Below are 13242 nucleotides of genomic sequence, written 5' to 3'. Positions count from 1 at the left end.
CGAGCTGACTGCCGGATAGCTGTCAATCTGGGCCGGGCTGCTGAATCGTTTTTTAACGCAGCGAGAACACTGGCTTTCAAAAGCTCAGCGCAGCAATTTTCGAGCTAAGCACGATGAAAAGACTCAGAGACATTTTTTGAGAAATAAGCCTAACAGGGAAGTTGGAGCATGAAATAGGTACATTCACTATTTTTCTTATAAGCTTACCCACGCGGATGACACGCTACATAGTATCGCGCTGCGCAAGCTCCACACCTTGCACAGTCAAACCCATCGCCTGCCCACGCTCCGGGGGATACCCCAAAGGGCACGAGCATTACCAGGCAATGCGACGGACGCGATGCCTGGGAGGCCGCTCCCGAAAGTCCAAGCGGTTTTTTAACATCGATAAATTTCTCATAGCCTTGCAATCTGAAGCAGTTGACATGGGATTTCAATGTTCTGAGACACTGTACTGAGGGAGTAAGCTGTCCAAGCGCAAAAGCGTAAGAGGAGCGCACACAATGTTGAAACACGGTGCTTATTCAACAAATTCATAGTTAACTCACTCTGTTAGCCATTCAAAGAGAGAAAAACAAACAACACTTCAACAATTGTTGTACTATTGTTCAATGCAAGAACTTCAAGTTATCCGTTCTCTCTCCGCTTTAGCCCATGAGGCTCGCCTGCGCATCTTCCGTGCTCTAGTCGTCGCCGGACCTGATGGCCTGACTCCCAGCGCTTTAGCAGAGCAACTTGGCATTGCTCCCAATGCTTTGTCGTTCCATCTGAAAGAACTCGCGCATGCAGAGCTAGTTAGCCAGGAGCGCCAAGGCCGCAATGTTGTGTATCGGGCCGCATTCCTGGCCATGAATGACTTGCTGGACTATCTCACGGAGAACTGCTGCCAAGGAGTAGCCTGCACACCTAAATTAAGCCTATTTAAAGACTGTTAATACTTAACTAGTCAATGCCGATCTCTCCCTTCCCTAACGCTCACTGACGCTGAGGCCCTATGCCAAACACTACTCGCCCCTTGAATGTTCTCTTCCTCTGTACCCATAATTCAGCACGAAGCATTTTGGCTGAGGCTTTGTTAAATGATATGGGAAATGGGCGTTTTAAAGCGTATTCAGCCGGTAGCAACCCAAATCAAAATCAACAGCCCCACCCGTTGGGCCTACAGACTCTTGAACACGCAGGAATCTCGACAGTGGGCCTACGCAGCAAAAGCTGGGACGAATTTGCAGCCCCTGGTGCACCACACATGGACTTAATTATTACGGTCTGCGACAACGCTGCAGGAGAGGTTTGCCCGATTTGGCCAGGTCATCCGGCAACAGCACATTGGGGATATGCAGATCCATCCGAGGGAGATATGAGTCAAGAAGAAAAACTAGAGGCGTTTCGACAAACAATGCAACTCATTCGTCGCCGTTTAGAGCTGCTGGTGAACCTCCCAATAGAAAAGCTTGAAGGCAGTTTGCTCCAAGCCAGTGCTAGAGAGCTAGCCACCCGTTCGACGTAACCCCCTATTCAAACTGCTTCGTCTTCTTTTAAGTCAACGACTGACCCGGACGAGGTTTGCCCCTGTCATCCCCCTGGAACACCAGCAATGCTAAGCGCTGTCCTAATATTCATATTTACGCTCACTCTTGTCATATGGCAGCCTAGAGGTCTGGGCATAGGATGGAGTGCCTCCATGGGAGCAGCGATCGCGTTACTGTTCGGTGTGATTCAGCTCAGCGATATACCCATCGTCTGGAATATCGTCTGGAATGCAACAGCCACTTTTATTGCTGTCATCATCATTAGTCTACTACTTGATGAAGCCGGCTTTTTTGAATGGGCTGCGCTTCATTTCGCGCGCTGGGGTGATGGAAATGGTCGAAAACTCTTTGCTTTTATTGTGCTGTTAGGGGCCGCTGTATCAGCTCTGTTTGCTAATGATGGAGCGGCCCTGATCCTGACCCCTATTGTGATGGCTATTCTTGTCGCTCTTGGGTTTTCAGCAGCAGCAACACTCGCATTTGTCATGGCCGCAGGCTTTATCGCAGATACAGCTAGCTTGCCCCTTATCGTCTCGAACTTAGTAAACATAGTCTCTGCTGACTACTTCAATATTGGCTTTAGCGAATATGCGTCAGTCATGATGCCAGTTAACATCGTTTCAGTTCTAGCCAGCCTTTGCGTTCTTCTCCTGTTTTTCCGACGCGATATTCCTGCTTCCTATAACCTCAACCATCTCAAACAGCCATCAGCTGCGATTAAAGACGTGACAACTTTCCGAGCAGGCTGGTTTGTTTTAGTGCTGCTACTGATTGGCTTCTTTGCCCTTGAACCTCTAGGAGTTCCAGTCAGCGCCGTAGCAGCAGTAGGCGCCACTCTGTTACTGCTTGTCGCCGCTAAAGGCCCAGTGATTAATACCCGCAAAGTTCTACGGGGCGCACCCTGGCAGATAGTCGTATTTTCACTTGGTATGTACTTGGTCGTTTACGGCTTGCGTAATGCCGGTCTAACCGACTATATCGCCCTGCTCTTGAACAAGTTTGCTGAGGGTGGCGTATGGGGGGCCGCAATCGGAACAGGCATGCTTTCGGCCCTACTTTCCTCGATCATGAATAACATGCCCACTGTCCTGGTTGGAGCGCTTTCTATTGATGCCTCTACTGCTAATGAGACTGCCAGAGAGGCCATGATCTATGCCAATGTTATTGGAAGCGACTTAGGGCCCAAATTTACTCCAATCGGTAGCTTGGCTACCCTGCTCTGGCTGCATGTCCTTTCTCAAAAGGGAACCACAATCGGTTGGGGCTACTACTTCCGAGTCGGTGCTGTTCTGACGCTACCAGTGCTATTAATCACCTTAGCCGCTTTGGCTGTACGTTTAACCGTCGCTTTGTAATCGTCGGTTAAATAATTGCGCCAGAAGGGAACGCCCTATGCAGAGCTCCAACTGGAAAAACCGACTTGGACTGATGAACAGTTAATAGATTTTATGCTCCAGCACCCAATTCTGAGCAACCGACCTATCGTGGTGACCCCCTTAGGCACACGACTATGCCGCCCATCAGACGTTGTATTGGAGATCCTACCCCATCCCCGAAAAGCGGCATTTTCAAAAGAAGATGGGAAGGCCATTATTGACGCAAAAGGACGAAGAATTGCTAAGCAACACAACACCTAATCTAGATGAAAGCGCTTTTACAAAACCGGATCGACATCGTCTTTTCCCCGCCGTTGGCGCTGCGCACCCACCCCGTCTTTTGCTTCTGTACGGATCAGTTCGTGAACGATCTTACAGCCGTCTCCTAACCTTTGAAGCAGCACGACTGCTTCAAAAAATGGGTGCTGAAACCAGGATTTTTGATCCCCAAGGACTCCCACAGCCGGACGGCGCTCCTGAGGATCATCCAAAAGTTCAAGAGCTCCGAGAATTGGTTCAATGGGCGGAAGGCATGGTCTGGACTTCCCCTGAACGGCACGGTGCAATGTCCAGCATTCTGAAATCACAAATTGACTGGATTCCACTTTCTATTGGTGCCGTTAGACCCACCCAGGGTAAAACTTTAGCTGTTATGCAAGTGTGCGGTGGCTCACAGTCTTTTAACGCTGTGAATCAAATGCGAGTTCTGGGCCGATGGATGCGTATGCTTACCATCCCCAATCAGTCATCTGTAGCCAAAGCATTTATGGAGTTTGACGATAACAACCGCATGAAACCTTCTTCATATTACGAGCGAGTCGTCGACGTAATGGAGGAGCTGGTGAAGTTCACCCTATTAACCAGAGATAGCAAGGACTACCTGACCGATCGTTATAGCGAACGCCGAGAAAGCGCTGAGGAGCTTTCAAAACGGGTTAACCAGCGCAGCATCTAAACCATACAATCACTCGGCCCTCTCAGAAGGAGGAATTTCATGGCCTTTTACGACGTCATTATTATCGGTGCTGGCCAATCAGCGTTATCAGTCGCCTACTTCCTTCGTAGAACCAATCGCTCTGTCCTGTTGCTGGATGCAGAGGCTAAAGGCGGTGGCGCTTGGCAATACGGATGGAACTCACTCAGGCTGTTTTCCCCCGCTTCCTGGAGCTCTATTGCGGGATGGCCAATGCCTAACCCGGGCGACGAGTACCCAAGCCGAGACCATGTTATTGACTACTTGCGCCAGTATGAGGTTCGTTACAAACTCAACATTGAACGACCTGTCTTAGTCACTCGTATTGAACCAACACCGAACGGCTTCCAAGTTAATGCTGGTACGGAAAAATGGCAGGCCCGTGCAGTAGTTTGCGCTACAGGTAACTGGCGCAACCCATTCATTCCAAATATTGAGGGCATCGACTCCTACACTGGAATGCAAATACACTCTGCCAACTACATTTCCCCAGAACCGTTCAAGGATAAAAAAGTCCTTATTGTCGGTGGCGGAAACTCAGGAGCCCAAATCTTAGCTGAGGTATCGCTAACAGCACAGTCAACGACCTGGGCCACACTGACTCCACCCGAGTTTTTGCCTGATGAGGTAGATGGTCGAGTTTTATTTGAGCGGGCCACTGCTCGTTGGAAAGCCTCGCAAGAAGGCTTGGACATCACAGATCTACCTGGTGGCTTTGGCGATATCGTCATGGTTCCGCCAGTTCTGGAAGCACGCCAACGAGGAGTGCTAAACGCGGTTGGCCCATTTGCGCGCCTGACAACGAAGGGTGCTGAATGGCCCGATGGGACAATTGCAAGCTTTGATGCCGTCATCTGGTGCACTGGATTCAGACCTGCATTGCAGCCTTTGGAGTCACTTGGGCTGGTCCAAGACTCAAAAGTCGCAGTTAGCGGCACGCAGGCAAAAAATATGCACGGACTATGGCTCGTTGGGTATGGCGAATGGACGGGGCCTGCCTCCGCCACATTGATCGGAGTCATGCGTACGGCCCGAAGTACAGCAAAAGAAATTGATCAGTTTTTGCGTGAATAGTCTTACCTGTCACTGGCGACCACGAACCACCAACAAGAGAAGCCTAGGCTAAAAAGGCACACGCAAAACTCAAAATGGCCGGGTAAAAATCTATGACCACCGTCAGTCTAGTGGTCACGACACATCAAGTCGGAGCAAAGTGCCTCACCCTTGCTCCGCACATTGAGTCTTCTCGAGAAGGCGAGACGGCCTCACCATATTTTTGAGCGCCACTTGCAGTGCATAGCAATATTCACGCCCAGCTCCCAACATAACTCGGGAACGGCGAAGCCTGCCTCCAAACGTTTGATAGCTTCAATGATCTGGCTGTCTGCTAATCTAGGTCATGTAATGCCGCTGAACTCTCCAATCAGAAAATTCTACATCTGACCTCACCACGCTATTCGGAGGACCACTAGGCGGCTTAGCGTATGAGAAGCATTGGCTCGTCAACCATCCTAATCAGTGAAGTTGTCGTGCTACCTACAATAAGATTACGTAATGGCGAGTGACCATATGCCCCCATCATCAACATCGCGTCATGGGTGGTATTCATGAGCTCAGCGATCACCTGCTCTGGGGACCCGTTTAAGATATTCGTGCTTAACGAACGTCCGTACTCGCTAATTTGCTGTTGCGCATTCACAAGCATGGCTCGATGCTGCTCATTATCCTCACCCACAAAAACCGCATGAAGTTTCAGATTTGCAAATAATGGTGATGACGCCATGAGTTCAAGCGCCCTTTTGGCTGACGGGCCACCATCATAGGCAAGAATCACATCTTTAATATTGCCGATAGCGCTTGGGGCAATAAGAATCGGCTTCTTGCTTGCACGCACCACCCTTTCTATTTTTGATCCCAAGTGTGCAATAGCAAACTCCGCTGACGCACCACGGTTGCCCATGACAAGCAGATCGCACTCTTTTTCACGTTCAAGAATTGTCTCAACAATACCTCCGTGACGATGCGCCTGCGTCAGATCATGGATGCCTGCAGCACGCAACCGATCTGCAGCAGCATCCAAAAGCACGCGACCAGCCTCAATAGCCAGCTTCCCCTGCGCTTCTTCTATACGGGTCAGTTCTTCCAAAAGGTCGGTTTTAACGCCCAGCCCGATAGCTCCAGTTCGATCATATCGCTCTTGTACAGCACTTTTCCGTTGAACAACATGCAGCAATTCGACTGAAGAGAGAAGACGTTGAGCTGCCCACGCGGTTAGGTCACATACACTATCCGCATACGATGATGTGTCGATGCAAGCAAGTATTTTTATCATTTTCTTTCTCTCCAAAAGTCAGTGTCTCGACGTGTTTGTAGGGACTTGATCGTATATTGCAAAGCGTCCAACCATAGCGGCGCTTTCTTTGTTAAGCCCGACTATCTCTACAGCCGCCCCTTCGCGTCTTAGCTTCATGACAACATCATCCAATACGCCAACAGCTGAAATGTCCCAAAAATGAGCGTCAGAAACGTCGATTACGACTTTATCGACAACCTCTTTGAAGTCGATCGCTTCAACAAAGCGTTCAGCCGATGCGAAAAACACTTGGCCAGAATAAAAGTAAGTTCGCGTCCTACCATCCATTGATAGTTCGGACTGCACCGTAAAGAGCCGCTTAACCTTACCAGCGAAGAATAGCCCGCTCAGGATAACTCCTGCCAAAACGCCTTTTGCTAGGTCATGCGTCCATACTACGACAATGACCGTCACCACCATGACCACCGATGACTGCCAAGGGTGAGAACGCAGGTTCTTAATGGAGCCCCAACTGAAGGTTCCGATGGAAACCATGATCATTACAGCCACTAGGGCTGGCATCGGAATACGAGCCACAAGTGGCCCCAGCACAACGATCAAAAAAAGCAGGAAGATGCCCGACACAAAGGTAGAAAGGCGTGTGAGTCCGCCAGACTTGACGTTAATGACCGACTGCCCAATCATGGCGCAACCACCCATTCCCCCAAAAAAGCCAGTCACGAAGTTGGCAATGCCCTGGCCTTTACATTCCCGACGCTTATCGCTGGGCGAATCGGTCAGATCATCGACAATCTGCGCCGTCATCATAGATTCGAGTAGTCCAACTGCGGCCATGGTCAGCGAAAAGGGGAAAATAATCTTCAGCGTCTCGAAGGTAAGCGGCACGTTCGGAATGAAAAAGGACGGGATCGTAGACGGTAATTCACCCATATCCCCCACCGTACGTACGTCAAGATTGCCATAAATTGCAAGGATAGTGAGTACAACAATGGCGATAAGCGGTGAAGGTATTGCCGTCGTAAGCCGGGGCAACAGGTAGATAATTGCAAGCCCACCAGCCACCATAGCGTAGGTGATCCACGTCACATTCGTGAGTTGAGGCAGTTGCGCCATGAAGATTAAGATGGCCAGTGCATTTACGAAACCGGTGACCACGGACCGAGATACGTATTGCATCAGAAGATCAAGTCTCAAGAAGCCGGCCAGAACTTGCAACAGGCCCATAAGAATCGTTGCAGCAAAAAGGTAATCAACGCCATAATCTCGCACCAGCGGTATGATCAAAACAGCAATGGCCGCAGTCGCCGCAGAAATCATGCCGGGGCGGCCACCGACAAATGAAATGATGACTGCAATTGAAAAGGAAGCGTAGAGTCCCACACGGGGATCTATTCCGGCGATGATGGAAAAGCCGATGGCTTCGGGGATGAGTGCAAGTGCAACAAGGATACCTGCAAGGATATCCGCGCGCGGATTGGAAAACCAATCGCGACGAAGGGAAGATACAAACATTGAGGATTGTGCTAATTAAGATGCAGCAAAACGAAGCTTCGCACCGCGAACTGAATGCGCAAGAGGGTCCCGGAGCGAGTTTTTATTTGCTTGGAATTGTCCGAGGGATAGGCGCCCGGCCGAGCCACCCAGCGAGCTGGGTCCACCTTATTAATTATCGTCGTTGACGATGACCAGTATCTATTGCAGACACCGTAGCTTCGCATTTTAGCAGAGTTTTTTGCCGATTTCCATTCGGCTGCGCTGGGAATTGGGTGCAGCCTTCAATGCCTTCTTACCGCCCCCCCCCGGAATCTGACTGGCAAATATGCTCCGCTGCTACCGAATGGGTGCGGTGCTCGCCTACTTTGGGCTGCAACCTGCCCTGGCTTCCGAGTGAAAATCGCTGGTCATTAATAGCTTTCCGGGATGACTGACGAGCTGCTCGACGTTCTCGGCGGACGTCCCCCCCCGATCCAGCAAGAGCGTGTGCTATGAACAGGTGCGGCCATTTCGGCCCATATGATGAGCACATTGGTCTCATGATCTTACTAGGTTTGGCCACTATTACTGCCTTGCAACCGCTCTGATGCAAAAGACACCGTCACGCAAGACTTTCAACTGACCTTTTCAACTAGCAAGACCGTAAACGTGGCTGCCGGTCATTGGGCGACTAGCGGGTTGACGAGGCACACAAGCTGGGCATAAGCGGGACCACTCTGATCGTGACGGCCAAGGGTTACGGTCACAGCTATAAGATGCATTCCGCCCATTTCTTCGAACTGGCCATTTAGCACATCAAAGTAACGATAGCGCTTAGCGCTGTGGATGTGTAGCCACTGCTTCAGCGTCTGCGCGAGGAAGGCATCAACATCTTCCATATCAGAAAACAGATTGAGTTCAGCATGACTGGCGACTCGTGGGAGGATCATGACTTAGAAACCGGCTGGTTCTCTTGGATGCTGCTATCCACCGCAACTAAGCCATGTAGAAATGGGACCAACAAATCAACTACCCTGTGTTATTTTGACCCAGCTAACGCCCATAATCACTATAAAAACAAGCACAACGAAAATTGTTTGCGAATATTTGGAATACAGCTGTCCCAATGCCCAGCGGAAAGGTCGAGCCTCAGCTCGTCTCTGCTCAGCAATGAGATTAGCGCATGCGCGATCACGAGCATTCAGGTCAGATAAGATGCGTTCATTCAAATCTACGATCGAACCCAAATAATCGTGCATATTGTGTTCAACAATATTTTTCTTCCATGTCTCAACCGTTATCAGGTCCCTAACCAGCACAGGGCGAGACTGACCTGAACGGCGTTGTTCGTCGTCGTAATCAAAGACTATTCCAAATTGTTCATAGAACCGATTACGCCGTTCCTTGTTGTCAGACTGTGCTTGGCCAGCATACAGCTTAATACTAGCGACCGAGGCATCTGGCCACTGCTGCGCCCACTGAACTATCTCATTCATCAGATATGTGCCTATCCGCTGCCCTGCAAGCCCAGGCAAATCAAGAAACACCGCTCCCTCCGACCACACAATCGATGACGTAAGCGAAACAGTATTGATAGACGGTGTGAAACCTCCCAAGAAGTAACCCTGCCCATGACTCCCGTAGGTGTATTTACCTGCTATGCGCTTAAATGAAAGACAAATACCAGCGGCCTCAAGTGGACCGTCCGAATAGTGTCTATAGGACTCGTGTCGTTCAACAAGAACAAACCCTAAAGCGTCATCCGTTAAGCCATCTTTATCTTTGATCTCCAACACAAGGATCTGTGGCTTAACGATCTCACCGTTGCGTTTCCAGTCTCCAAATGATGGCAGCACTGTTTCCATTGGCACAGGCTCTTGTTTAATCAACACCTTTCCCCTCCAAATATCCACACATTAATCGAGTACCAGCACTCAAACTGCTTTTAGAAAAAGAGACCTCTAAACTCTTTGACCCTTACAGCATTCACACAGCCTTGCAGAAGAATAGCCCCTCAAAAAGAGGGGCTATTAATCATGATGGTAGGTAGGCTACGAGTTAGCTAGCAACTGCTTGGCCAACTGAACTTCAATGCTGTCACCGGCATCATTCAGAACATCCAAGCCACAATCAGGCATATCCCCTGACGTTGACTGTGTAACAGCGATCTTCTTGGCCATCAGCCTTAAACACTCCACTTGGCTGGAACCTGAGTAGCCCAAGAACACGACCTTGACTGGATGCTTCTGGCCAATCCGCCATGACCGCCTGGCGGCCTGCATTAACGTGTAGACGTTAAAGCCAGACTGCATGAACACAATCGTAGGAAACTCCAGCAGATCCAGGCCAGTCTTGACCAGCTCTGGATTGGTGACAAGGACGTCAATACCCCGCTCCACCTGGTCAGCAACCCAGTCTTCGCGTCGAGCTGCGTCAACAGAAGCACGCAACACAGCAACTTTGAAGCCGTTCATCTCAAGGTGGCTTTTGAGCCGAGCGGTGGTGTCACGTGTACCCGAGTAAATCGAATACACCAGCACCTTTCTTCCTTGGGCCTTCTCCTGTTTGCACAGGTCCAAGAGCTGTTGCTCTTTGGGGGTAAGCTCAGACTCCTGAAAAACAGGCCCTTGCGAAAACAAGACTGCCTTACTTCGAGGGTGCCGGACGGTTTCTGGGCGAAAGCAGCACTCTGGCCAAGCCAGTAGCGTATTCATCACAACCCCAAGCAAGCTATTGTCCTTTTGGGCCAACGCCTTCTTGAGCTCATACACCAGGTGCTTTGCCATGCGCTGATAGGCCTCATCCTGCGCCTGGCTCATTGGTACGTTAATGAAGTGCTCGTCATAGTCAGGCAAGACGTTCTGGCCAATGTCGCGCAACTTCAAGAGAACGGTGATCGGCACTACATACCGCATAATGCCAACCGGACCAAAGCCAGGAGCTTTACTGGTCCGTACTGTCATCTGCTTACCTTTAGCAGTGCGATGCGATGGGCCAGTGCTTTCCTTGTACACGTCTTTGAGCACGCCATGCTCACGCATAAACGCCATAGCCGCGCTTCCCATTGACCCATTACGAGCAGGTTTGAAGCCGTCTTGAATCATCTGTGTCGGATTTATTCTCCACAAAAGATGAAACAAGTCATCGGCATAGCCTCCCATCAGTGTCCCAGTGAGCAGCAGTGTTTTTTGGCATTGGCTGGCCAGCACGCCCATGGCCTGGCCTTGGGCTGAGCCCTCATTTTTGTATTCATGGCCTTCATCTACAACTAAAAGACCGAAATACCCACGAGGCAAGTAGCGTTTGATGAACTCAGTGGCTTGATAGCCCCCCTCCCCTATACTGAACTCAAAGGACGCGAGGGATCGCTCCATACGCATGGCCTGCCGATCGGAGAAAACAAGCTCGCCAGACTCATCCATGAGGTTGAGAAACTCATAGACGTTATCGTCGAGCATTCCCCCAAGCAGATCCTCTCCAAAAATCGAGAGCAACTTGCGAGCGGTTTTATCTCCGATCGTCGGCATTTGCTTCAAAGCACCCAACACCAGATCGTGCATGGAGTCGATACGCTTACCTGCACGAATCAACGTCCAAAGCGTGCTATCGCAGTGGCTGCATTTGCAGCGTCTATCAGCAAGCATGAGTGCGGCCGCCTCAACGGAGAGCGGCATCATTTCACCATCCGCATTCTCACGTTCGATGGGTTCCATGCAATCAGGGCAGCAAGCAAACCTAAACCGTTGACCATCTTGCAATACCTGGCGAGTCAAAAATGCCGGTTTCCAGTGAAACCCCATGCGCATACGCACACGCCCAAGCACAAAGAACTCTGGCTTGCTGGTTTTCAAACTGAGGGCATTTCGTAACGCCAACAGTTTGCGTAACGTATCCGGCCCATTCAGAATCCAAACCTTGGCTTCAGGGACGGTGGCCAGAATCTCACGTCGCCACTTATAGACCAGGTGAGGCGGCGAAACGATCAGGGTACGTGGATGCGTACTCTGCATTAAAGCCGCGACACATATGGCCATCATGGTTTTGCCCGTGCCCATATCCGCATTGAGTACCGCTGCCGGTTCATTGTGATCCAACAACAGCTTCACAACGGCGTGTACAGCATGGGCCTGGGCTTCAAATGGCTGACGAGTCAGATTGTCCAGAACGTGTTGCCGCGCACGCCAAACGGGAGTTTGAGTGTCCAGGTCCGGATCGTAAATAGGCGGGTTCTGGCGACGGACTTGCTCCAACAAGCCCTCACCAAACTGATCAATAAAATTGGCCAGAGGCATATGCAGCTCATCGGCATCTTGCTCTGGGGTACCTAGCTGGGGATGTATAGCGCCCATACTGGCTCTCCACAAAAGGGATACGGGGAGCCAGCGGGGCTGCTCCCCGCATGGGTTAGAAAAAAATGTAGAAAAGGCTGGATCCGGAAATCAGCCAATCAGCTTAGAAAAACTACAACTGCAAACGTAGGCGCCCTACCCTGACCCCATCAGAGATGAAATCAAGAAAATGCTCACTTAGGCTCACCCGAACTGCCTTGACAGGGCCAAGCGTGGGATACAGATCGCTGCCCATTATCTGCACAGCTTGCTTATCACGGCACCACGCCAAAACCTCTGCACGCCAATGGTCTAAAAGAGCCACCGGCGACAAGCTTTTAATCAGTTGCCAGGCACGATCATCAAGATCATGCTCCTGAGCCTCGTTAAGGCTGCCCAGGTCGCTCACTGCTGAGTAGTGAAGAGCCCAACCGATTCGATTCGCACGGTCTGGCTCCTGTAGATTCTTGTCAAATACCCACAGTTGCCCCAAAGGACCAAACAGGTTTTGCTTAGGTAACCTACCAGTGTGTTTGCCTAAGCGATCCACACCGCCGACCTCCACTAAATGGCGTTTGCCATCATCATCGCGCAAGTGAAAGCGTTGTATACCGCCTTCCTTATTGCCCAACTGCATCGCAGCCATGAATTGCATCAGCGATCCATCGCGTCCATACAGTGAAATGAATAAGAAGCGACCATCCGACTCTCGGATGCAGGCATCAGCCCAGACTTCCGGAAACTCCTCTACTTGGTACATCACCGAGCTCCATAGTTATGCGACTGACCCCTTCCTCGCAAAGAGGAGAAAGAGGCCAGGCCGCGTCGTTTAGAGAGATGTTCAAGCCGAGCGCACGGCAAATGAGCCGTCAGCTTGATGGGTGATGTCTCGATTCCCCACGTTGTTCCAGGAGTCGCGTTCGACCTCAGTGAACATATTTGCTGGCACAGTGATTTTGAGCCGGTGCAACACCGCTTTAAAATGCTCCAGGCTCAAACCAAATGGGTTGGACTCATAGAGATTGCTATACAGATACTGATCATCGAACCCGGTCACATCCGGATCCACAAAATCCACCCGCTTTTCGATGACCAAAAAATAATGCCCCAAAGCCCTATCCCAACCTAACAGCACGGTAACGGGATGATCTTTATAGGTGGTTTCAAAGTAATGACGACTCATGACAAACTCCAAAAAATGAGTCGCAACGCCCCATAAGGGCCGCAGCGACCCCATGGGTACAGGTTA

13 protein-coding genes, 1 pseudogene and 1 other annotated feature are annotated in these 13242 nt (G+C 50.5%); of the genes and pseudogenes, 6 read left to right on the top strand and 8 right to left on the bottom strand.

The genetic code is table 11. The features are described from left to right. Window positions 1–611 precede the first annotated feature (611 nt). From N879_RS01860 to N879_RS01845, 6 genes and pseudogenes are all read left to right on the top strand, one after another. Window positions 612–935: an ArsR/SmtB family transcription factor gene (locus N879_RS01860; RefSeq protein WP_003799903.1), complete on the top strand. Its 324-nt coding sequence runs from the start codon at window positions 612–614 to the stop codon at window positions 933–935. A 59-nt stretch (window positions 936–994) separates the two neighbouring features. Further along, on the top strand, window positions 995–1507 hold the full coding sequence (locus N879_RS19890; RefSeq protein WP_003799900.1) for an arsenate reductase ArsC: 513 nt from the start codon (window positions 995–997) through the stop codon (window positions 1505–1507). Window positions 1508–1594: 87 nt separating this feature from the next. Beyond that, window positions 1595–2884, top strand: a complete 1290-nt coding sequence (locus tag N879_RS01855; RefSeq protein ID WP_003799898.1) for an arsenic transporter — start codon at window positions 1595–1597, stop codon at window positions 2882–2884. Between the two features lie 15 nt (window positions 2885–2899). Then, a pseudogene (locus N879_RS19885) lies at window positions 2900–3166 on the top strand (ArsC/Spx/MgsR family protein); the annotation flags it as partial. Beyond that, window positions 3108–3860, top strand: coding sequence for an arsenical resistance protein ArsH (gene arsH, locus N879_RS01850; RefSeq protein WP_152978300.1), 753 nt, complete (start codon window positions 3108–3110; stop codon window positions 3858–3860). The pseudogene N879_RS19885 and the gene arsH, both read left to right, overlap by 59 nt. A gap of 39 nt (window positions 3861–3899) precedes the next feature. After that, entirely contained in the window at window positions 3900–4952 is a 1053-nt protein-coding gene (locus tag N879_RS01845; protein WP_009454069.1) for an ArsO family NAD(P)H-dependent flavin-containing monooxygenase, read from the top strand. Between the two features lie 191 nt (window positions 4953–5143). Here the strand turns inward: N879_RS01845 and N879_RS20935 are convergent, their stop codons facing one another. The 8 genes from N879_RS20935 to N879_RS01810 form a co-directional block, all read right to left on the bottom strand. Beyond that, complete coding sequence (locus tag N879_RS20935) at window positions 5144–5251, bottom strand: hypothetical protein (protein ID WP_395029970.1); 108 nt, start codon at window positions 5249–5251, stop codon at window positions 5144–5146. A 104-nt stretch (window positions 5252–5355) separates the two neighbouring features. Beyond that, complete coding sequence (locus N879_RS01840; RefSeq protein WP_003799893.1) at window positions 5356–6210, bottom strand: universal stress protein; 855 nt, start codon at window positions 6208–6210, stop codon at window positions 5356–5358. A gap of 18 nt (window positions 6211–6228) precedes the next feature. Further along, complete coding sequence (locus N879_RS01835; RefSeq protein ID WP_003799890.1) at window positions 6229–7704, bottom strand: SulP family inorganic anion transporter; 1476 nt, start codon at window positions 7702–7704, stop codon at window positions 6229–6231. 94 nt (window positions 7705–7798) lie between these two features. After that, window positions 7799–7851: a sequence feature (sul1 is cis-regulatory element that is thought to sense ions involved in sulfur or methionine metabolism; They are found in Alphaproteobacteria), on the bottom strand. 494 nt (window positions 7852–8345) lie between these two features. Next, window positions 8346–8615 (bottom strand): hypothetical protein, encoded by a 270-nt coding sequence (locus tag N879_RS20535; protein ID WP_003799888.1) that lies wholly within the window; start codon window positions 8613–8615, stop codon window positions 8346–8348. Between the two features lie 75 nt (window positions 8616–8690). Then, window positions 8691–9557 (bottom strand): hypothetical protein, encoded by an 867-nt coding sequence (locus N879_RS01825; protein WP_009454070.1) that lies wholly within the window; start codon window positions 9555–9557, stop codon window positions 8691–8693. Window positions 9558–9716: 159 nt separating this feature from the next. Beyond that, window positions 9717–12014, bottom strand: coding sequence for a DEAD/DEAH box helicase (locus N879_RS01820; RefSeq protein WP_009454071.1), 2298 nt, complete (start codon window positions 12012–12014; stop codon window positions 9717–9719). 112 nt (window positions 12015–12126) lie between these two features. Continuing rightward, window positions 12127–12753 (bottom strand): hypothetical protein, encoded by a 627-nt coding sequence (locus N879_RS01815; protein WP_009454072.1) that lies wholly within the window; start codon window positions 12751–12753, stop codon window positions 12127–12129. Window positions 12754–12834: 81 nt separating this feature from the next. After that, window positions 12835–13176 (bottom strand): hypothetical protein, encoded by a 342-nt coding sequence (locus N879_RS01810; RefSeq protein WP_009454073.1) that lies wholly within the window; start codon window positions 13174–13176, stop codon window positions 12835–12837. Window positions 13177–13242 lie beyond the last annotated feature (66 nt).

Origin of the sequence: Alcaligenes sp. EGD-AK7 (assembly GCF_000465875.3) — a bacterium.
In the GTDB taxonomy this organism is placed as follows: domain Bacteria; phylum Pseudomonadota; class Gammaproteobacteria; order Burkholderiales; family Burkholderiaceae_B; genus Alcaligenes; species Alcaligenes phenolicus.
This window is presented reverse-complemented; position numbering and strand designations above follow the sequence as displayed.

What these genes read in the sequence shown, in the direction of transcription:
- N879_RS19890 (WP_003799900.1), top strand. Translation starts at nt 995, where the DNA reads ATGCCAAACACTACTCGCCCCTTGAATGTTCTCTTCCTCTGTACCCAT.
- N879_RS01840 (WP_003799893.1), bottom strand. Translation starts at nt 6,210, where the DNA reads ATGATAAAAATACTTGCTTGCATCGACACATCATCGTATGCGGATAGT.
- N879_RS01860 (WP_003799903.1), top strand. Translation starts at nt 612, where the DNA reads ATGCAAGAACTTCAAGTTATCCGTTCTCTCTCCGCTTTAGCCCATGAG.
- N879_RS01845 (WP_009454069.1), top strand. Translation starts at nt 3,900, where the DNA reads ATGGCCTTTTACGACGTCATTATTATCGGTGCTGGCCAATCAGCGTTA.
- N879_RS01855 (WP_003799898.1), top strand. Translation starts at nt 1,595, where the DNA reads ATGCTAAGCGCTGTCCTAATATTCATATTTACGCTCACTCTTGTCATA.
- N879_RS01815 (WP_009454072.1), bottom strand. Translation starts at nt 12,753, where the DNA reads ATGTACCAAGTAGAGGAGTTTCCGGAAGTCTGGGCTGATGCCTGCATC.
- N879_RS01820 (WP_009454071.1), bottom strand. Translation starts at nt 12,014, where the DNA reads ATGGGCGCTATACATCCCCAGCTAGGTACCCCAGAGCAAGATGCCGAT.
- N879_RS20535 (WP_003799888.1), bottom strand. Translation starts at nt 8,615, where the DNA reads ATGATCCTCCCACGAGTCGCCAGTCATGCTGAACTCAATCTGTTTTCT.
- N879_RS01835 (WP_003799890.1), bottom strand. Translation starts at nt 7,704, where the DNA reads ATGTTTGTATCTTCCCTTCGTCGCGATTGGTTTTCCAATCCGCGCGCG.
- N879_RS01810 (WP_009454073.1), bottom strand. Translation starts at nt 13,176, where the DNA reads ATGAGTCGTCATTACTTTGAAACCACCTATAAAGATCATCCCGTTACC.
- arsH (WP_152978300.1), top strand. Translation starts at nt 3,108, where the DNA reads ATGGGAAGGCCATTATTGACGCAAAAGGACGAAGAATTGCTAAGCAAC.